The 18,381-nt window shown below is 70.5% G+C and carries 21 protein-coding genes; 14 read left to right on the top strand and 7 right to left on the bottom strand.

The window, feature by feature from the left end:
- Nucleotides 1-11: 11 nt before the first annotated feature.
- From AB0M48_RS21100 to AB0M48_RS21090, 3 genes are all read right to left on the bottom strand, one after another.
- Nucleotides 12-968, bottom strand: a complete 957-nt coding sequence (locus tag AB0M48_RS21100; RefSeq protein ID WP_363844451.1) for a glutamate ABC transporter substrate-binding protein — start codon at nucleotides 966-968, stop codon at nucleotides 12-14.
- The gene (locus tag AB0M48_RS21095; RefSeq protein ID WP_363844448.1) at nucleotides 965-2,206 is read right to left on the bottom strand and encodes a hypothetical protein; all 1,242 of its coding nucleotides are present in this window, start codon (nucleotides 2,204-2,206) and stop codon (nucleotides 965-967) included. The genes AB0M48_RS21100 and AB0M48_RS21095 overlap by 4 nt, the downstream gene beginning before the upstream one ends.
- Nucleotides 2,207-2,312: 106 nt before the next feature.
- A complete protein-coding gene (locus AB0M48_RS21090; RefSeq protein ID WP_363844445.1) occupies nucleotides 2,313-3,068 on the bottom strand; it encodes a TetR/AcrR family transcriptional regulator C-terminal domain-containing protein in 756 nt (251 codons plus the stop codon).
- 41 nt (nucleotides 3,069-3,109) lie between these two features.
- Here AB0M48_RS21090 and AB0M48_RS21085 point away from each other — a divergent pair, with 41 nt between their 5' ends.
- Genes AB0M48_RS21085 through AB0M48_RS21065 form a run of 5 tightly spaced genes read left to right on the top strand, consistent with a single transcriptional unit; the run spans nucleotide 3,110 to nucleotide 8,098 of the window.
- The gene (locus AB0M48_RS21085) at nucleotides 3,110-5,431 is read left to right on the top strand and encodes a DEAD/DEAH box helicase (protein WP_363844442.1); all 2,322 of its coding nucleotides are present in this window, start codon (nucleotides 3,110-3,112) and stop codon (nucleotides 5,429-5,431) included.
- Nucleotides 5,428-6,186, top strand: coding sequence for an SWIM zinc finger family protein (locus AB0M48_RS21080; RefSeq protein WP_363844439.1), 759 nt, complete (start codon nucleotides 5,428-5,430; stop codon nucleotides 6,184-6,186). The genes AB0M48_RS21085 and AB0M48_RS21080 overlap by 4 nt, the downstream gene beginning before the upstream one ends.
- A complete protein-coding gene (locus AB0M48_RS21075) occupies nucleotides 6,183-6,722 on the top strand; it encodes a sugar O-acetyltransferase (RefSeq protein WP_363844436.1) in 540 nt (179 codons plus the stop codon). The genes AB0M48_RS21080 and AB0M48_RS21075 overlap by 4 nt, the downstream gene beginning before the upstream one ends.
- A complete protein-coding gene (locus AB0M48_RS21070; protein ID WP_363844433.1) occupies nucleotides 6,712-7,329 on the top strand; it encodes a DUF2238 domain-containing protein in 618 nt (205 codons plus the stop codon). Before AB0M48_RS21075 ends, AB0M48_RS21070 begins: the two co-directional genes overlap by 11 nt.
- The gene (locus AB0M48_RS21065) at nucleotides 7,322-8,098 is read left to right on the top strand and encodes a DUF3626 domain-containing protein (protein WP_363845166.1); all 777 of its coding nucleotides are present in this window, start codon (nucleotides 7,322-7,324) and stop codon (nucleotides 8,096-8,098) included. The genes AB0M48_RS21070 and AB0M48_RS21065 overlap by 8 nt, the downstream gene beginning before the upstream one ends.
- Here AB0M48_RS21065 and AB0M48_RS21060 read toward each other — a convergent pair.
- Nucleotides 8,076-9,242, bottom strand: coding sequence for a glycosyl hydrolase family 28-related protein (locus AB0M48_RS21060; RefSeq protein WP_363844430.1), 1,167 nt, complete (start codon nucleotides 9,240-9,242; stop codon nucleotides 8,076-8,078). The genes AB0M48_RS21065 and AB0M48_RS21060 overlap by 23 nt on opposite strands.
- A gap of 8 nt (nucleotides 9,243-9,250) precedes the next feature.
- Nucleotides 9,251-10,216 (bottom strand): YafY family protein, encoded by a 966-nt coding sequence (locus AB0M48_RS21055; protein ID WP_363844427.1) that lies wholly within the window; start codon nucleotides 10,214-10,216, stop codon nucleotides 9,251-9,253.
- A gap of 49 nt (nucleotides 10,217-10,265) precedes the next feature.
- Between AB0M48_RS21055 and AB0M48_RS21050 the strand changes: the two genes are divergently transcribed.
- Both AB0M48_RS21050 and AB0M48_RS21045 read left to right on the top strand, forming a co-directional pair.
- Nucleotides 10,266-10,742: a hypothetical protein gene (locus tag AB0M48_RS21050; protein ID WP_363844424.1), complete on the top strand. Its 477-nt coding sequence runs from the start codon at nucleotides 10,266-10,268 to the stop codon at nucleotides 10,740-10,742.
- A gap of 65 nt (nucleotides 10,743-10,807) precedes the next feature.
- Complete coding sequence (locus AB0M48_RS21045; RefSeq protein ID WP_363844421.1) at nucleotides 10,808-11,311, top strand: DUF2087 domain-containing protein; 504 nt, start codon at nucleotides 10,808-10,810, stop codon at nucleotides 11,309-11,311.
- On the opposite strand, the gene AB0M48_RS21040 is transcribed toward AB0M48_RS21045, so the two are convergent.
- Nucleotides 11,293-12,024, bottom strand: coding sequence for an SDR family oxidoreductase (locus AB0M48_RS21040; RefSeq protein WP_363844418.1), 732 nt, complete (start codon nucleotides 12,022-12,024; stop codon nucleotides 11,293-11,295). The two genes, AB0M48_RS21045 and AB0M48_RS21040, sit on opposite strands and share 19 nt — an antisense overlap.
- Nucleotides 12,025-12,517: 493 nt before the next feature.
- Nucleotides 12,518-12,808 carry a hypothetical protein gene (locus AB0M48_RS21035; protein ID WP_363844415.1) on the bottom strand — a complete coding sequence of 97 codons (291 nt, stop codon included), beginning with the start codon at nucleotides 12,806-12,808 and terminating at the stop codon, nucleotides 12,518-12,520.
- Nucleotides 12,809-12,893: 85 nt separating this feature from the next.
- Between AB0M48_RS21035 and AB0M48_RS21030 the strand changes: the two genes are divergently transcribed.
- From AB0M48_RS21030 to AB0M48_RS21000, 7 genes are all read left to right on the top strand, one after another.
- A complete protein-coding gene (locus AB0M48_RS21030) occupies nucleotides 12,894-13,472 on the top strand; it encodes a sigma-70 family RNA polymerase sigma factor (RefSeq protein ID WP_363844412.1) in 579 nt (192 codons plus the stop codon).
- Nucleotides 13,469-14,725: a hypothetical protein gene (locus AB0M48_RS21025; RefSeq protein WP_363844409.1), complete on the top strand. Its 1,257-nt coding sequence runs from the start codon at nucleotides 13,469-13,471 to the stop codon at nucleotides 14,723-14,725. The genes AB0M48_RS21030 and AB0M48_RS21025 overlap by 4 nt, the downstream gene beginning before the upstream one ends.
- 40 nt (nucleotides 14,726-14,765) lie before the next feature.
- Nucleotides 14,766-15,257: a GNAT family N-acetyltransferase gene (locus AB0M48_RS21020; RefSeq protein ID WP_363844406.1), complete on the top strand. Its 492-nt coding sequence runs from the start codon at nucleotides 14,766-14,768 to the stop codon at nucleotides 15,255-15,257.
- Between the two features lie 140 nt (nucleotides 15,258-15,397).
- Nucleotides 15,398-15,907, top strand: a complete 510-nt coding sequence (locus AB0M48_RS21015) for a general stress protein (RefSeq protein WP_363844403.1) — start codon at nucleotides 15,398-15,400, stop codon at nucleotides 15,905-15,907.
- Nucleotides 15,908-15,973: 66 nt separating this feature from the next.
- Entirely contained in the window at nucleotides 15,974-16,672 is a 699-nt protein-coding gene (locus AB0M48_RS21010) for a hypothetical protein (protein ID WP_363844400.1), read from the top strand.
- A gap of 61 nt (nucleotides 16,673-16,733) precedes the next feature.
- The gene (locus AB0M48_RS21005; protein ID WP_363844397.1) at nucleotides 16,734-17,489 is read left to right on the top strand and encodes a TetR/AcrR family transcriptional regulator C-terminal domain-containing protein; all 756 of its coding nucleotides are present in this window, start codon (nucleotides 16,734-16,736) and stop codon (nucleotides 17,487-17,489) included.
- The gene (locus AB0M48_RS21000; protein WP_363844394.1) at nucleotides 17,486-18,325 is read left to right on the top strand and encodes an NAD(P)H-binding protein; all 840 of its coding nucleotides are present in this window, start codon (nucleotides 17,486-17,488) and stop codon (nucleotides 18,323-18,325) included. Before AB0M48_RS21005 ends, AB0M48_RS21000 begins: the two co-directional genes overlap by 4 nt.
- The last annotated feature ends 56 nt before the right edge of the window (nucleotides 18,326-18,381 follow it).

Genomic DNA, 18,381 nt, shown 5'->3' with positions numbered 1-18,381 from the left:
GCGGACCCCTCCTAGTCCCGATAACGCGCGACCGGCGGCGCAGGTGCCGGGCCCAGCGGTGTCAGCCACCGCCCGTAGATCGCGCTCCACGTGCCGTCGGTGCGCATCCGCTCCAGCACGCCGTTGACGAACCGGACCAGGTCCTCCTGCCCCTTGGGCACGCCGACGCCGTAGGACTCGTCGGTGAACCGCGCCCCCACGACCTCGGTGTAGGGGTCCTGCGCGGCCAGTCCGGCCAGGATCGTGTCGTCGGTCGAGATCGCGTCGGTCTGCCCCTGTTGCAGCATGACCAGGCAGTCCGTCCAGTTCGGCACGCTCACCGTCGTCTTCGCCCGGTTCACCACGTTGCCCAGCGACGTCGACCCCGACGCCACGCACACCCGCTTGTCCGTGAGGCCCTCCACCCCGGTGATCCCGGAGTTGCGGCGCACCAGCACGCGCTGCCCGGCCTGGTAGTAGACCTGCGAGAAGTCCACGTCCTTCAGCCGGTCGCAGGTGATCGTCATGGTGCGGACCACGACGTCGACCGCGCCGCTCTGCAGCATCGGGATCCGTTCGGCCGCCGTCACGACCTTGAACTGCACCTTCTTCTCGTCGCCGAACACGGCCTTCGCGATCTGGCGTGCCACGTCGACGTCGAAGCCCTCGATCTCGCCGGTGAAGGAGTTGCGGAACCCCATCAGGAACGAGTTCTGGTCCACCCCGGCGATCAACCGGCCGCGCTGCGCGATCTTCGCCATCGTCGATCCCGCAGGCATCTGCCCCGCCTGCGGCAACGGGCCCGGCCGCAGGCTCGCCGTCGCGTCGCACGACGGCGGCGCACCCGCCGAACTGCTCGGCGCCGCGGAGACCGTGCTCGCGTTCGCCGGCTGCGGAGCCGCGGCACTGCGCGGCACCACCTGGCTCGGCGCCGGTCCCGCCGAACACGCACCGAGCAGCAACACCGCCGCCAGCGCCAGTCGCCTCATCGGTACTCCTTCAGGCGCTGCCACAGCCCCATCGTCGATCCCGCCGCGCTGATCAGCGCGAGCACCAGCACTCCGACCACCGTGCCCGCCAGCGACCCCCGCGCCACCGCCACCTCGTCGCTGAACTCCTGCCGCGCCTGCCCGATCGCCCGCACCAGCGACTGGTCCAGCGAGTCGAAGTACGGGTTGCCGATCAGCGCCACCGCGTCGTTGTACTGCCCGGCGTCGTCGGCCTCGCGGATGCGCTGGTGGACCTGCTGCCACTGCCGCAACTCCCGCATCGCCTGATCGACGGCCTCGGTGCTCTCCAGCGCCTTGGCGCGGTCCAGCAGGCCTTCGAGACGTTTGGACACCTCGACGAAGTTCTTCTCGTAGGACTGGCCCGCACCCCGCGCCACCAGCGTCAGCGTCTCCTCGCCGCGGGCGGTCAGCGTCGCGATCCGCGCCTGCGCCAGCACGTCGACCTTCTCCGAGGCGTCACGCGAGTCCGCCACGTCGTTCATGACCAGCACCGACACCGTCGTCACCCACAGCAACGACAGCGTGGCGGCCCCGGTCGCCACCAGCAGGCCGACGTTGAGCAGCCGGTTCGTCTTGCGGGTCAGGTACCGCTGGATCAGCACCAGCCCGATCACGAACGCCAGCGCCACCAGCACCGGCACGACCGGGAAGTTCGCCTCGTCCTGCGCGCGGGCCACCCGGTCGGTCTCCGCCCGGTACAGCTCCTGCGCCGCCGGCAGCAGCTGCGTGCGCATCAGCCCCGACGCCTCGCGCAGGTACGCCGCGCCGACCGGGAAACCCTGCCGGTTGTTCGAGCGCGCCGTCTCGATCAGCCCCGTGTAGACCGGCAGCTGCGCCGCGAGCGTCGCGGTGAGATCGGGGGAGGAGGCCGTCGCGACCGACAGCGCCGCCTGCGCCTGGGCGATGTCCGCCTCGTAGCGTTGCCGCAGCTGGGCAGGCTCGAGGCCGCCGGACAGGAACGCGCTCGCCGCCGTCGCGTCCGCGTCCTGCAACGCCCGGTAGACCTCCTGCGCCGCGTGCGCCAGGGGCTCCGACCGCGTCGCCAGGTCCTCCAGCGCCCGCTCCTGGCGGTTCACGCTCCACGTCGTCAGCCAGCCACTCGCCAGACTGGCCACCACCAGCACCACGACGATCAGGCTCAGCCGCCCAGGTGTCGACCGCGCCAGGCCGGTGAACCGGCGCACCAGCGCCTGCCGGGGCTGCGAGTCGATCACCACGAGCGGGCCTCCCAGCGGTGAAGTTGATCGGCGTGGCGTAACTGTAGGCACCTCGATGCCACCGCGTGGGAATTAACGACGCTTCCCGGCAGGTGTCACTCAGGAGTTACATCGCACGCGACCCGATCAGCCGCTCGACCCCGTCCAGGATCATCTCCAGCCCGAACTCGAACGAGTGCTCCGGGCTGAACGCGCTCTGGTGCGCCTGCCCGACGGCGCCGCCCACGCGTGCCGCCACCGGGTAGCGGGCCGGGTCGAACACAGTCATCAGGACCGGTGCCGCCGCGTCCCACCACTGCTGGTCGGTCAGCCCGGTCTCCTTCTCGGTGACCTCGGCCGCCGTCAGGCCTCGCGCCGAGTTCTGCACGTGCCCGAGCACCAGCTCGAGCACCGAGTCCATCTCCACGTCCGACAGGCCGATGCCGTCCAGCCCGCGCAGCTCGAAGTCGTACTTCGCCGCCACCTGCGGGCCCAGCACCGTGCGCGACGGCGCCACCTGCAGCAACCACGGGTGCCGCCGGTACAGCGCCAGGTTCTCCCGCGCCACGTAGGTGAGGTGCGCGCGCCAGCCCTGCGCCGGCTCCCGCCCAGTCGCGGCCTGCACCGTGTCGACCATGACGTCGATCAGCTCGCCCTTGCCGGGCACGTAGGTGTAGAGCGACATCGTGCCGACGCCCAGCGACTCGGCCACGCGCCGCATCGACAGCGCCTTGAGCCCGTCGGCGTCGGCCAGGGCGATGCCCGCCTGCACGATGCGGTCCACGCTCAGGTCCGGCTTGCCCTTGCGCGACACGCGTTCCTGGGTGCGCCACAGCAACGCCAGCGTCCGCGCCGGGTCACCGCTGCCCGTGTGTTCGATCACGAGCCCGACACTACCGTACCGTATGGTGTACGGTACATAGTATGTTCGTGCCTGCCGACCCGCCCAGATTCGGCCAGCTCCACGGAAAACCCCTGCTCGAAGCCTTACCCGAGGTGCTGTCCGGCGACGGTTACTGGGCGGTGGCCGCCGCGACCGCGCTCACCCTCGTCGCCCGCGGCCGGATCGTGCCCGGCGTCACGGCCGGCGGGTACGACACCTGGCGCGCCGGACCGCTCGACCACGCCGACGAACTGCACCTGCGCCAGCTCGCCGCGCACGGCGACTACGAGCTGCTCCGCCAGTTCCTCGACGCCGTCGCCGACACGCTGCCCCGCACCGGCACGGGACCGTTCGCCGGCACCGACGCCTGTGACGTCTCCGCGCTCAAGACGTGGGCCGACGAGCAGATCACCCTCTCCCTGCGCATCGAGACCACCGACGACCTGCGGTTCCGGGCCATCGTGCAGGTCCGTGCCGTCACCGACCCCTACCCGCGCGACGTGCGCGGCTCCGGCCGTGAGCTCGACGCCATCCGGGCGATGGCCCGCATCGACTGGCCGCCGCTGCAACGGCTGCTCGACCAGGCCGAGCTCACCGACGACGAGGTCGGCGAACTGCTCGGCACCGGCATCGAGGTCCACTGGCCGCGCGAGCTCGCCACCAACCTGTCCGCGAAGGCCGTCATCGGCGAACCCAGCGGCCCGTTGCAAGCAGGCGATTTGCTCTCGTTCGACTGGCGCATCGCGCTCGGCGACTCCGAGCTCACCGACGCCGAGATGGACCTCGTCGCCGAGGCGTCCCGGCCGATCGTGAAGCTGCGCGACCAGTGGGTGCTGATCGACCCGAAGCTGCGCCGCAAGGCCCGGCAGCGCCTCGAACCCATCACCGCGGCCCAGGCCGTCACCGCCGCCCTCACCGGCGTGGCGATCATCGGCGGCGAACACGTCGAGGTCGCCCCGCACAGCCTCACCACCGCCATCACGACCATCCCGCAGTTCCCGCAACCCGCCGCGTTGCAGGCACGGCTACGCGACTACCAGCTGCACGGACTGCGCTGGCTCGCCCACATGACCGGCCTCGGACTCGGCGCCTGCCTCGCCGACGACATGGGCCTGGGCAAGACCATCACGCTCATCGCCCTGCACCTGCACCGCCGCCACGACCAGCCGACGCTCGTCGTCTGCCCGGCCTCGCTGCTGGGCAACTGGGAACGCGAGATCCACCGCTTCGCCCCCGGCACACCCGTCACCCGCTACCACGGTCCACAACGGACCCTCGCCGCCGAAGGCGTCGTGCTCACGACCTACGGCACCATGCGCCTGGACGCCGAGGCGTTGCGCGCGCACCCGTGGGGCATGGTCGTCGCCGACGAGGCCCAGCACGTCAAGAACCCGCACTCCGGCACCGCCAAGGCGTTGCGCTCCATCCCCGCCGCCGCACGCGTCGCGTTGTCGGGCACCCCGGTCGAGAACTCGCTGTCGGAGCTGTGGTCCATCCTGGACTGGACGACACCGGGCCTGCTCGGCACACACCGCGCGTTCCGCACCCGCTGGCCAGAACCCGACGACACGCTCGCCAAGGTCGTGCGGCCGTTCCTGCTGCGCCGCCGCAAGTCCGACCCCGGCGTCGCCCCCGAACTGCCCGCCAAGACCGAGACCGACCGGTACGTCTCGCTCAGCGTGGAGCAGGCGGCGCTGTACGAGGCGCTGACCAGGGAGACCCTCGAGCAGATCGCGTCCAGCGACGGCATGGCCCGGCGCGGCCTCGTGCTCAAGCTGCTGACCGGGCTCAAACAGATCTGCAACCACCCGTCGCACTACCTCGGCCACCCCGCGCTGCAGGGCACGTCCGGCAAGCTCGACCTGCTCGACGAACTGCTCGCGACGATCGTCGCCGAGGACGGCTCTGCGCTGATCTTCACCCAGTACGTCGGCATGGCCCGGTTGCTGGAGAAGCACATCACGCAGCCCACGCGGTTCCTGCACGGCGGCACCCCGGTACCGCAGCGCGAGCGGATGGTCGACGACTTCCAGAACGGCCGCGCACCCGTGTTCCTGCTGTCGCTCAAGGCCGCCGGCACCGGCCTCAACCTCACCCGCGCCGACCACGTCATCCACTTCGACCGCTGGTGGAACCCCGCCGTCGAGGACCAGGCCACCGACCGCGCCTACCGCATCGGCCAGACCAGGCCCGTCCAGGTGCACAAGCTCGTCACCGAGGGCACCGTCGAGGAACGCATCGCCGCGCTCCTGCAGGACAAGCGCGACCTCGCCGACGCCGTGCTGCACGGCGGGGAGTCCGCGTTCACCGAACTCACCGACGCCGAACTGGCCGAGCTCGTCCAGCTGAGGAGCGCACCGTGACCGCACGCGGATTCGCCGCGTTCCCGAAGGTGACGCGCCGCGTCGCCGGCACCTGGTGGGGCAAGGCCTGGGTGAAGGCGTTGTCGGACACCGCGCTCGACACCGGCCTGATCCGCCTGGGCCGCCGCTACGCCCACGCCGGCGTCGTCGGCCCGATCACCGTCAGCCCCGGCCGCCTGCACGCCCAGGTCCACGACGACGACACCGTCTACAGCACCACCGTTAGCATTCCGGTGCTCTCCGAGGTCCAATGGGGACGGTTCCTCGACCGCGTCGCCGAACACGCCGGCCACATCGCCGCCCTGCTGGACAACGACATGCCGCGCGACCTCGTCCTCGCCGCGGAGGAGTCCGGAGTGGACCTGCTGCCCGGCATCGGCGACCTCGAACCCGACTGCGACTGCGACGGCTGGGAACTGCCGTGCCGCCACGCCGCCGCCCTCGCCCTGCAGGTCGGCTGGCTGCTCGACGCCGACCCGTTCGTCCTGCTGCTGCTCAAGGGAAAACCCGAACAGGCACTCCTCGACGCCCTGCGCCAGCGCGTCGCCGGCCCCGTCGGCACCAGAACACCTGTGGTGGTTTCCACCGAACCCGCAGGTCAGCTGCCCCCTCGGCCCGCAACGCCGACCACCACACCTGTGGTGCTCGCGGTCGAACCGCCACCCGGCTTCGAGGCTGCGGACATCATGGCACTGATGGAGATCGCCGCAACCCGGGCACGCGCACTGCTGCGTTCGGGCACTCTCGAAGAGTGATCACCGAGAAGCAGAAGATGATGACCGGCGAGCTCTACCGCGACTCCGACCCCGAACTCGTCGCGGAACGCCTCTCCGCCCAGCGACTCGTCGACGAGTTCAACGCCACCCGCTCCGGCGACGTCATCAAGAAGCTCTTCGGCTCCCTCGGCGAGGGCTCCTGGGTCATGCCGCGGTTCCAGTGCGACTACGGCTACCAGATCCACATGGGCTCCAACAGCTTCCTCAACTACGACGCCATCCTCATGGACTGCGCCACCATCACCATCGGCGACGACGTCTCCATCGGCCCACGAGCACAACTGCTCACCGCCCTGCACCCGATCGAGGACCACGAGGCCCGCCGCCGGCGCTTCGAGTCCGCCGCCCCCATCACCATCGGGAACAACGTGTGGCTCGGCGGCGGAGTCATCGTCTGCGCCGGCGTCACCATCGGCGACAACTCGGTCATCGGAGCCGGTAGCGTCGTCACGCGCGACATCCCGCCGCGCGTACTGGCCGTCGGCAATCCCTGCAAGGTGATCCGTGAGCTGTGACAAGCGTGTTCTCGAGCCGCTGGTCCTGCTGGGACTGACGGTCGTGGCCCTGGTCGCGTCGGGCATCGGCCCCCACGACCGCGCCACCTGGTACCTCGAAGTGGCCCCCGTCGTCATCGGCGGGGTGCTGCTCGTGGCGACCTACCGGCGTTTCCGCCTGACGCCGCTGCTGTACCGGCTGATCTTCCTGCACGCCCTGGTGCTGATCCTGGGCGGCCACTACACCTACGCGCGCGTGCCGGCGGGGTTCTGGGTGCAGGACTGGCTCGACCTCGCACGCAACCACTACGACCGGTTCGCCCACTTCGTGCAGGGGTTCGTGCCCGCGGTGCTCGCCCGCGAGATCCTGCTGCGCCGGACCCCGCTGCGGCCCGGTGGGTGGCTGTTCTTCCTCGTCGTCTGCGTGTGCCTGGCCTTCAGCGCGACCTACGAACTGGGCGAGTGGCTGGCGGCCGTGGTCGCCGGCTCGGGCGCGGACGAGTTCCTCGGCACCCAGGGCGACGTCTGGGACACGCAGTGGGACATGTTCATGGCGCTGCTGGGGGCGTTGGCCGCGCAGCTGACGTTGGCGCGGGTGCACGACCGGGAGCTCGCGCGTGGTGTTTGAGAAGGCCATCGCGCACGTCGGCGCCCTGTCGGCCGGTGAGCCCCTGCCACGGGACCTGCGCGTCACCCTCAACTTCCACCCCGGCCGCGGCGTCCTCGAAGCCCTCGTTCGCGACGGCGTCTACCGCTCGCAGTTCGAGACCGGCACCAGCAACGGCGGCCTCACCGCCCACCCCGGCGGCGCCCGCTGGGACTGGGAGAGCCGCCTGTTCGGCGGCGCCTACGACCACACGGATCCCGCCGACCGGCCGAAGTACGGCGCGCTCAACCACCGCCGGCTCGCCTGCGGCGGCGCGCCCCGGTTCGGCTCCGCGCACGTGCGGCTCAAGGAAGACGTGCTGGACCGCACGACGTTCTGCTACCCCGACAGCGTGTTCGACCCCGTCGACTTCGGCACCGCACGCCACTTCGCCCTGATCGAACTGGCCGACGCCGACGACCGCGACGCCCTCGACAACTACATCGAGGCCCACGTCCACGGCCCCGTCACGCTCGACGACGTCGAGGCGGTCGTCCTCGACCCGAGCTTCCCCGACGTCGACCTGCCGTGCCCGGTCGAACGCCATCCCGGCTTCCGGCTGTCCACAGAGGAGCTGCTGCGCCACGCGGACTACCGCACGCCCGAGTCGGTCGCGCTGGGACTGGCGATCGCGCAGGACGGCCTCCTCACCCCGCGCATGCTCGACACCGCCGAAGCGGCACCACAGGTGCTCAAACACCTGTGGCACCACCTGGCGCGGTTCGGGGTCAGCTGTCCTGGATCTCGTTGATCTGCAGGTTCTGCGCGCCGTTCAGGGTGAGCGGGATGTTCAGGTAGTCGCGGCCGGACCGGGCCATCCAGATCCAGCCGCGGTACCGGTTGCCCGGGTCGTTGACGTGCAACTGGTGGCGGGTCCAGTTCAGCCGCGCGTCGAAGCCGTTGAACTCCTCCACGTCGAGCAGGTCGATGCGGAACCGGTCGCCCGACGGCGCCGCGATCGGGCCCGCCTCCCAGTCCACCTGAGAGATCAGGATCGGGCAGCACTCCACGGTGACCAGGCCGAAGCGCGAGGTGTGCAGGACGACGCCCAGCGGGGCCAGGGCCACCTTGCAGCCGAAGACCAGGATGCTCGAGCCGTCGGTGTGCTCGCTGAAGACCAGGCCGGTGTGGAACCCGCACACGTGCACGTCACGCAGGAAGATGACCGCGTTGTTGCCGCCGCCGGGCAGGACGATGCCCGTCGAGGACCTGTGCGTGGGCTCGGTGATGGCGGGCAGCGGGTCCGGGGTGCTGATCCGGACGCCCTGCAGGCGGGCCTGAGGTGCCCAGAACAGGTTCAGGCCGGACACCGTCGGGTTCGGCGGGACCTGGATCGCGAGGTTCGTGACCGCCACGCTGACGCGGTTGAAGCCGCCCCACTCCGCGCCCCGTGGCGACGCGAGCACCGCGGGAGGCTGGCCCTGGGCATGACCGGCCCAGGACGTGGTGATGGTCGACTTCAGCATCGTGCCCGCGGGCGCCTGCTCGCCGTCGTAGATGAACTGCAGGCCTGTCTGCACGCCCGCGCCGGCCAGTTCGAGCGTGATCATCGGACCGGACGTGCGCAGCGGGATCATCAGCTGGCCCGCCGTGTGCGCCTCGCCAGTCACCGGCCTGACCGGCGGTGACGCCAGCCGGTAGGTCCTGGCGTCGAACTCCACGCGGGCGTAGCCGTTGCCCTCCGAGGCCAGGCGGTAAGCCTCGTTGATCGCGCGTTGGATCGCGGCTGTGTCGTCGGTCTGGCCGTCGCCCACGGCACCGAAGTCGCCAGCCTTCACCACGTGCGCGCCCCCCGGAGCGGCCTGCGCGGGAACGGCCATCACACCGACACCGCCCACGGCCACCGCACCGGCACGCAGGAACGAACGGCGAGTTGAGCTTGATGAATCCCCCATGACCTCAGTTATAGGTACATCGAGGCCAGGCGGCGCACCGCGTCCGCAATCTGCTCACGCAGTTGCACGGGCTCCAGCACCTCGACCTCACCGCCCAGGCGCAGCAACATCCCGGTCGCGTGCGCGACCGACTCGATCGGGATCGTCGCCACGAAGAAGCCGCCGTCCTCCACGACGGACTCCTCCGCCGCCCGCGCCACGACCGGCAGCACGTGCGACGGAAACGCCTCCCAGCCGGTCGGCGACAGCCTGACCACCGCCGAACCCGTGTACTGCCGCGCCTGGAACTCCTCCAGCGACGCCGCCCAGTGCGCCGCGAGGTCGAAGCCCTCCGGCCGTGAGAACGACTCCTCCGACACGGTGGCCGCCTGGATCTGCGACACCCGGTACGTGGAGATCCGCGTGGACCCCTGCGCGACCAGGTACCAGCGCCCGGCCTTCAGCACGAGGCCCAGCGGGCGCAGCACGCGCGTCACCTCCTCGGGCGCGCGCCACCTCCGGTAGCTGACCTCCAGCAGCCGCTCCCGCCACACCGCGTCGGCCACGACTCCCAGCAACGGCGAGCGCTCCGGGTCGTAGTACCAGGCGGGGGTGTCGAGGTGGAACCGCGTGGCCATCCGCGAGGCCCGGTCGCGCATCGACGACGGCAACGCCGCCATCAGCTTGAGCTGCGTCGCCGCGACGGCGTCCCCGAGGCCCAGCTCCGCCGCCGGGCCCGGCAGGCCGGCCAGGAACAGCGACTCCGCCTCCTGCTCGGTCAGACCGGTCAGCCGGGTGCGGTAGCCGTCGAGCAGCTGGTAGCCCCCGGACGGGCCCGCGTCGCCGTACAGGGGCACCCCGGCGGCGTGCAGCGACTCCACGTCCCGGTAGATCGTGCGGACCGACACCTCCAGCTCGTCGGCCAGCGCCTGCGCTGTCATGCGCCCCTTGCTCTGCAGCAGGAGCAGCAACGACACCAATCGACTCGCGCGCACGCGGCACACACTGACACACCCTGTCAGGGTTAGCTCATACGTTCGACCCATGGCTTTTTACGAGAAGGAGCTGGCGGTCAAGAAACCGCTGGTCGTCGCGGGCAGGCACGTCAAGCGCTACGAGGTGGTCACCCCGGGGCTGGAGATCACCGACGACATCCGCGACGCCGCCTACGCGTTCCTGCCGCAGATCTACCCGGACTTCGAGGACCCGACGCCGCCCGCCACCGTGACGGTGCTGCACCGCAGCGCCGCGGGCATGTACCTCAACGCCTACAACTGGGTCTGGGACAACGTCCTGCACTGCCGCACCGCCGTGTCCGGCGACCAGCCGTTCCTCGGCTCGACCGACCCCGACCTCACGCACTTCACCGTCATCCCGAAGGACCTCATCGGCTGCGTCTGGGAGCTCCCGCCGCTGGCCCACGAACGCACGGCGTGGGTGCGGCACGTGCTGGAACCCGACACGCCGGACTTCGAGGGCTACCTCGGCGACGTCATGGCCGAAGGGCTGGTGGGCCGATGAGCGAGGACTGGCAGGGGGCGGCTTCTCGCTGAAAACAGGTGGACGGCGGCGTTAGGTTCGCAGGCATGACCACTCCGGAATCCGTCGTGCGCGCCCTGGCCGAACCCACGAGGCTGAGGGCCTTCGCCGCCGTCGTCCTCGGCGCGGGCACCCTGGCCGACGTCGCCGCCGCCTCCGGACTGAAGGTCAAGGACGCCGGCACCGCGCTGCGCAAGCTCCGCGAGGCCGGGCTGGTCGAGGGTGAACCGGCCCGGCCCGCCGATCTCAAGCCGCTCGCGGCGACGCTCACCGAGGCGATGCCCGCCGACGGGCTCGCGCCGTTCATCCGGGGCGACAAGCTCGTCTCACTGCCGGTGGCGCACGAACGGCGCCGCAAGATCCTCGAACACGTCGCCGCGCACGCCTTCACCGCGCGGACCTACTACGAGGAGAAGGAGATCAACGAGCGGCTCGCGGCGTGGTGCGACGGGGGAGAGGTCGACCACGTCACCATTCGCCGCTACCTCGTCGACTTCGGCCTGCTGGAGCGCGGCGGCGGCATGTACCAGGCTCAACCCCTGCCGATGTAGGGCATCGTCGTCGCCATCACGGTCATGAACTGCACGTTGGCGTTCAACGGCAGCTGAGCCTGGTACAGCACGGCGTCGGCCACGTGCCGCACGTCGAACGTCGGCTCCGGGCTGACCTCGAGGTTCGCCTGCAGCACGCCGGCGCCCATCCGCTCGGTCATCTCGGTCGCGGCGTTGCCGATGTCGATCTGCCCGCACGCGATGCCGAACGCACGACCCTCCAGCGACAACGACTTGGTCAGGCCCGTCATCGCGTGCTTGGTCGCGTTGTACGCCACGGCGTGCGGGCGCGGCACCGACGCCGAGATCGAGCCGTTGTTGATGATCCGGCCACCGCCGTGCGTCTTCATCACCTTGAACGCCTCGCGGGCGCACAAGAAGGCCCCTGTCAGGTTCACCCCGACGACCTTCTGCCACGCGCCGAGGCTGAACTCCTCGATCGGTGTCGCGCGCACGTTCATCCCCGCGTTGTTGAACAACACGTCCACACGGCCGAAGCGCGCGACGACCGCCTCGAACAGCGCGACGACCGAGTCCTCACGCGACACATCGGTCGGCACCACCAGGGCGGAGTCGGGGAAGCCCTCCGCGGTCTCGGTCAACGCGTCCTCGCGCCGGCCGGCCAGCGCCACCTGGAACCCCGCCCCCAGCAGGGTTCGCGCCGCCGCTCGCCCCACCCCGGATCCCGCTCCCGTCACGACCGCGACTGCCATCGGTGATCTCCCCTCGATCCAGTGATTGCCTGGAGTGTCCCGTGTGGAGTACCTACAGGTGTGGAGTGCGAAGAGGACACCTGCCTGCTATGCGCGGGTTCCGGAACCATGTCGTGGCAGCAACCCGTTCCCGGTCCGCAAGGCCTTGTGCTGCACCAGATGTCGCATCCGTGCCCGCGCGGGTGCTCCGGCTGGTGGAAGCTCCCGCACGGGGAGAGCGGAGGAATCGTCGCAGGCAACGTCGCACGCGCCAACGAGATTCCAGCCGGACCGTCCTCCCAGGCCTGATCACCGAGAGTGAACGATGGGGGTCACCCATTATTGCCAGCAGGGTCCCTGCTTGGCGGATGCCGCCACTTGGAGTAGAAGCGGACACTGTTCTTCTGTGAAGGAGTGCAGCCGTTGCCTTGGTTCTGGGCTCAACGAGGACCGGTCCGCCTGCCGGGTCTGCGGAGGCCTGGGGCAGGTACCGGACCGCTAGCTGTCGCAGGGCCTATCTCTTCGTCATCAAGGTCGGGCCGAGGATCCGGCGGGCCAACCGCCGGGTCAGCGACTTGGGCTTGACCTCGGCGGCTGCGGAAGCGGCCGCGGGAACAGCCGCCGGAGCGGGTGCCGGCGGAGTGACCGCCGCGGGTGGGGGCGTCACCGGGGACACCCCCGGAATCGTCGCCGCGTCCTGCTCCGGGATCGTGATCTTCGCGAACACCTGGGTCTCCGCCTCGACATTGCCGGGCTGCTTCTGCTCGATCGGCACGGCGAAGATCTTGCCATCGGCGCCATTCACGCCTCGAATGAGGGGCGGCTCCCTTCCCGTCCGGTGACGCGCGTCACGCAGCACACTGGCCTGTGACGGCCCCAGGCGGAGTGTGATGACTGAGACGACCGAGCGCGCGAACGTCGGGCCGCCCGACACGCGCCTCTGGGAACAGATCGCGAAAGGCGACCACGCCGCGTTCACGGAGCTGTTCGAACGCCACGCGGAAGCGGTCTGGAACTACGCCTACCGCCTGACCGCCTCGTGGTCGCAGGCCGAGGACCTGCTCTCCGCGACGTTCCTGACGGCGTGGCGCAAGCGCGGCGACGCCCAGCTGGTGCGCGACTCGGCGCTGCCGTGGCTCTACACGGTGACCGCGAACCGCGCCCGCACCGAATGGCGGGCCTCGCGCAGAGCGTTGCGGCTGGTCACGAAGCTGACCCCGCAGGACGAACGCGACCACGCCGACGAGGTCGCCGCCCGCACCGACGCACAGCGCAGACTGGTCGAGGTGGTGGCCGCCATCGCGAAGCTGCCCGCCTCCGAACGCGAGATCGCCCAGCTCTGCCTGCTCGGCGACGTGTCCACCGCCGACGCCGCCGCGCTCCTAGGCATCGCCGAGTCGAGCGTGCGCGCCCGCGTCTCCCGCACCCGCGCCCGGCTGCGCGACCTGACCCCCGAGGACAACGGATGATCGACCAGCTGCCCGAACACCGCCCCATGCCCGACGACGTCCGCATGCGGGCCCGCCGAAGGCTGTCCGAGGGCATGAGCCCGGCAGCCCGCACCGGCAGGCCGCTCCTGATCGCCGCGGGCGTCGGCGTGCTCGCCGCCGGAGCGGTCTTCGCGAGCCAGGCCCTCCTCGGCGGCTCGGCCGACCCGGCGGCCCCGCCGATGCAGTACAACGGCGAGTTCGTCGGCAAGGACCGCAAGCTCGTCAACCACGTCGAGACCGGCAAGGTCGCCCCGGACGCGCTGGCCCGCTGCGCTGCCGCCGCGAAGGAGCACCCGCCCGCCGAGCAGTGGCAGCCGATGGCGACCAGCGCCAAGAACGGCACGGTCCTCACCGCGTTCCGCGTTCCGGCCGGCGTGTTCTTCTGCGCGAACACCGCCACCACCACGACGATCTCCGTGCCGAAGCCGGCCGAGCTCGAGGGCCGGCGTCAGGTGGAGATCCTGTTCACCACGCCGAGCGGCACGATCGCGGGCCTGGTCTCCGCGGACGTCAGGTTCCTCAGCCTGTCCCAGATCGCCGACACAGGTCAGAGCACCACGATGCCCGCGCTGGTGGACGGCCTGTTCCTGGCGCCCAGCGGGTTCCCCAAGGCCGAGAACGGCACGAAGGCGCTGGTCAACGGCGAGGAGTCGGCCGTGCGGGGCGTGCCGAAGCCCACCGCGTCCGTCGTCGACCGCCCGCTGCTGCCCGCCGCCCGGGACACTCCCGAGGCCGCGCGGTTCGCCGCCTGCCTGAAGGACCGGGCGGTGCCGGACCCCGATCAGTTCGCGCACGGCCTCACCGCGAAGGTCAGCGCCACCGACACGATGATCACCGGCCGCTTCGGCGACCTGCTGCTCTACTGCCGCGAGGCAGACCGTGACCCGACGCCCGGATCGGTGTTCGACCTCGACGACCTGACGGAGATCCGCGGCAGCACCGTCGCGGCGATGTCGGCGTTCTACGACTTCAAGCCGTACAAGGTCAACGAGCAGGGCGAGTACTACGACGGCGGCAGCACCAGCGCCGCCGCGGTCGGCCTGGTCCTCGACCCCCGCGCGGCGTCGATCACCTACACCAGCCCCGGTGCCGCGGACGTGCCCGCCACGATCGGCAACGGCACGTTCGTGCTGGCAGCACGCCTGTTCGACCGGCACCCCGACGCCCGCGTGGTCGTGCGGGACGCCGCCGGCAACGCGCTGGAGACGATCACGCCGCAGAACCCGTCGTAGACACCTCAAAAGCGGTGGACGACCGCGTCAGGATCTCCTCGTGGACACCGAACGCCTGACGCTGCGACCCCTCGGCCGATCCGATGTGGACGCACTGCGCGCGTTGCACGCCGACCCCGAGGTCATGCGGTACCTCGACCCGGCACCGGTCGAGAACTACCTCGGCGACGGCTTCCACGCGGCCGTCGAGAAGGCGACCGGCCGGTTCGCCGGCTGGTTCGAGTTCCAGGGCACGACCGAGGTCGAGCTCGGCTACCGGCTGCACCGCGCGTTCTGGGGCCTCGGCTACGCCACCGAGGGTGGGAGAGCACTGATTGAACGCGGCTTCACCACGGGCGGTGTCCAGCGGGTCGTCGCCACGACGATGTTCGTCAACGCCGGGTCGCGGCGGGTGATGGAGAAGTGCGGGCTGCGGCACGTCCGCACGTTCCACGTCGACTTCCCCGATCCGCTGCCCGGCGCCGAACACGGTGAGGTCGAGTACGCGCTGACAAAGGAGGAATGGCAGCGGGCACTACGGCGAGAAACCTGAGAATTCTCAGGAAACAGCGGAATCGCTGGTCATCACGCTTACCGGCAGGGAGCTGAGTCACACCCGCTCAACTCTGGGAACAAAGGCGGTGCCGCGTTCGTAATACCAGGTGTAGGGATCGCAATTCGGAGGTGTTGGAAATGACCACCGCGACTCCGTTCGCCACGGGAACGAATTCCACGGGCGTCAACGCACTGCCCACTCCGCCCACCGGCTGGCCCATCGGCTCCTACGGGACCTACGAAGAGGCCCAGCGGGCCGTGGACCACCTGGCCGACAACGACTTCCCGGTCGCGGACGTCACCATCGTCGGCGTCGAGCCGATGATCGTCGAACGCGTCACCGGCCGGCTGACCTGGGGCCGCGTCCTCGGCGCGGGAGCCGCGTCGGGTGCCTGGTTCGGTCTGTTCGTCGGTCTGCTGCTGGGCCTGTTCTCGACCGGCGGCGCTCTCGCCCCGATCGTCACGGGCCTCGTCGTCGGTACGATCTTCGGCCTGGCCAGCGCCGCCGCCCGGTACGCCGCCACGCGCGGCCGCCGTGACTTCGCCTCGGTCACCCAGCTCGTGGCCGGCCGCTACGACGTGCTCAGCCACCCGCGCAGCGCCGAACGCGGCAAGGAGATGCTGACCGTGCTGGCCTGGCGCTCCTGAACCAGCTCCCACCACGAGGAAACGCCGTCCCGATCTTCGGGGCGGCGTTTCCGCTTTACTGGTCGCGTGGAGAACTTGGGGGAGTCGCTCTGGTGGCGCGCCGTGCCGCTGGCGGCAGGATTCGTCGTGAACGTGCTGTCCGTGGACACCGGCCTGTTCGGACTGGTGCCGATCGTCCTGTGGATCGTCCTCGCCCGTTCGTGGCGGACTGGGCTCGTGGTCGGCCTGCTCCTGGTGACCCTGCTGGCGTGGTTCGTGCTGCCGCGTGCGATGGAGCTGCCCGGCCGGTGGGTGCCCTCGGCGTTGGAGGTCTACTGGCTCCACCCGATGATCGCGGCGGTCGTGATCGCCGTCGGTCTGCTCGTCGAACGGCGCCTGCTCATCGGCGTCCTGTGGCTGCCCGCCATGATCGTTGCGGGGATGGCGATCGCCGTGTTCCTGGACATCGAAGCGAGCATGCCCCGCGACGAGGGCGTGGTGTCGGCCGCGTCCGGGCTGGAGGTGGCCGAGGATGGCGGCCGCTGCGGCTCCGGCCATGGCGCCAACTGTGCGCGAGAGCTGACCGCGACCGGAGACCGCGCCGCCGAGGTGGTCCGCGCGGGACTCGCGTCGGGCGGGTTCACCTATCGGCCGCCGTTGCCCACCGACGAGCGCCTGTGCAGGCAGACCGGACTCGTCCTGGTCCACGAGGTGTGCGCGGAGCTCCGCCACACGTCCCCGACCAGCGTCCGGGTGCTCTGGTACGTCAACCGGTCCGCTGCTTGAGCCTGTTTCCGTACGTCATACGGTATTGTTTCTGTATGTCCTACGGAAATGAGGTGGACGGATGGCCGCCGAACGCAGCGGCGCGGGAGACCCGGCCAGGACGCTCGCACTGCTCTGGCGCACGCCGCAGGAGCCGAAACCGGTCGGCAGGAAGCCCAAGGTGAGCGTCGACCAGATCGTCACCGCGGCGATCGCGGTGGCCGACCGCGAGGGGCTCGGCGCGATGTCAATGGCCCGCGTCGCGCAGGAACTGGGTGTCGGCACGATGTCGCTCTACACGCACGTGCCCGGCAAGGCCGAGCTGATCGACCTCATGGCCGACGCGGTGCTGCAGGAACGCGACCTTGTGCCCGAGGGCACCTGGCGTGAGCGCGTCCAGCACTACGCCGACCGCACGCGTGCGGTCTACCAGGCACATCCGTGGATGCGGGACGTGTCGATGGTGCGGCCGCCGCTCGGCCCGGGACTGATGGACGGACAGGAGTTCGTGCTGGCCGCACTCGCCGACTCCGGACTGGAACCGAGGCAGGTGACCGTCGCGCACGTGGCCGTCGAGGGCTTCGTGCACGGCGCCGCGGCGTCCGAAGTGGACGATCAACAGCTCGCGGCGGCGACCGGCGAGTCCGGTGACTCGTGGTGGGGTGCGCGGCAGGTGTTCTGGGACGACTACTTCGACGTCGAGCGCTACCCGGCGATGACGGCGCTGTGGAACGCCGGCGCCTACGACACCGAGGGCACGCTCGCGGAGAACATGCACCGCTCGTGGAACTACGGGCTCGACAGGTTGCTGGACGGCATCGAAGGGGGCATGCGATGACCACGCTGGTCACCGGCGCGACGGGCAACGTCGGCCGGTTGGTGGTGCGGGGGCTCGGCGGTCACGTTCGGGCGATCACCCGCGACCCGGCGAAGGCCGGCTTCCCCGCGCACGTGGAGACGGTGAAGGCGGACCTCGACGACCCGGACAGCATCCCGTTCGACGGCGTGGAGAAGCTCTACCTGTTCGTGCCCCCGCCGACCGCGCAGGAGGTGGTCGACCGTGCGGTGCGGGCAGGTGTGCGCAGGATCGTCACGTTGTCCTCGGGCGCGGTGACCTACGGCTACGACACCAGCCACCACCTGCCGGTCGAGCAGGCCGTCGAGGCGTCCGGTGCCGAGTGGACCCACCTGCGGCCGGGCGAGTTCGCGGTCAACAAGATCGACCTCTGGGGACCGTCGATCCGCGCGGACGGCACGATCGTGCACCCCGAGCCGGACGCGTTCGGGCAGCCGATCCACGAGGCCGACATCGCCGACGTGGCGATCAAGGTGCTGCAGGAGGACGGCCACGCGGGCAAGGCCTACGACCTGTCCGGCCCGCCGCAGATCACCCAGCGGGACATGGCACGGGACATCGGTGCCGCGATCGGACGCTCGTTGACGTTCCGCGACGTCAGCGTCGAGGAGGCGCTCGCCTACTACGTCAGCGTCGGCTGGCCTGAGGAGATCGCGCGCTACATCCTCGGCATCGCCGGGTACGAGGGCGGCGACCCCGACGACTTCGCCGACTACGAGTTCGTCGTGTCGCCCGACTACGAGAAGCTCACCGGCAGGCCGTACCGGACGTTCGCCCAGTGGGCCCGCGACCACGCGGCCGACTTCACCGCGCAGTGACCTGATCATCGCGTCGATTTCGGCACCTCCTCGTTCGACGTCCTGGTAGACGGCGA

The sequence above is a fragment of the Lentzea sp. NPDC051208 genome (assembly GCF_040682435.1).
GTDB classification, from domain to species: domain Bacteria; phylum Actinomycetota; class Actinomycetes; order Mycobacteriales; family Pseudonocardiaceae; genus Lentzea; species Lentzea kristufekii.
This window is presented reverse-complemented; position numbering and strand designations above follow the sequence as displayed.

Excerpts from the sequence above, each read along its gene's own strand:
- AB0M48_RS21100 (WP_363844451.1), bottom strand. The coding sequence starts at position 968 with ATGAGGCGACTGGCGCTGGCGGCGGTGTTGCTGCTCGGTGCGTGTTCG.
- AB0M48_RS21085 (WP_363844442.1), top strand. The coding sequence starts at position 3,110 with ATGTTCGTGCCTGCCGACCCGCCCAGATTCGGCCAGCTCCACGGAAAA.
- AB0M48_RS21060 (WP_363844430.1), bottom strand. The coding sequence starts at position 9,242 with ATGGGGGATTCATCAAGCTCAACTCGCCGTTCGTTCCTGCGTGCCGGT.
- AB0M48_RS21050 (WP_363844424.1), top strand. The coding sequence starts at position 10,266 with ATGGCTTTTTACGAGAAGGAGCTGGCGGTCAAGAAACCGCTGGTCGTC.
- AB0M48_RS21045 (WP_363844421.1), top strand. The coding sequence starts at position 10,808 with ATGACCACTCCGGAATCCGTCGTGCGCGCCCTGGCCGAACCCACGAGG.
- AB0M48_RS21040 (WP_363844418.1), bottom strand. The coding sequence starts at position 12,024 with ATGGCAGTCGCGGTCGTGACGGGAGCGGGATCCGGGGTGGGGCGAGCG.
- AB0M48_RS21030 (WP_363844412.1), top strand. The coding sequence starts at position 12,894 with ATGACTGAGACGACCGAGCGCGCGAACGTCGGGCCGCCCGACACGCGC.
- AB0M48_RS21025 (WP_363844409.1), top strand. The coding sequence starts at position 13,469 with ATGATCGACCAGCTGCCCGAACACCGCCCCATGCCCGACGACGTCCGC.
- AB0M48_RS21015 (WP_363844403.1), top strand. The coding sequence starts at position 15,398 with ATGACCACCGCGACTCCGTTCGCCACGGGAACGAATTCCACGGGCGTC.
- AB0M48_RS21005 (WP_363844397.1), top strand. The coding sequence starts at position 16,734 with ATGGCCGCCGAACGCAGCGGCGCGGGAGACCCGGCCAGGACGCTCGCA.
- AB0M48_RS21000 (WP_363844394.1), top strand. The coding sequence starts at position 17,486 with ATGACCACGCTGGTCACCGGCGCGACGGGCAACGTCGGCCGGTTGGTG.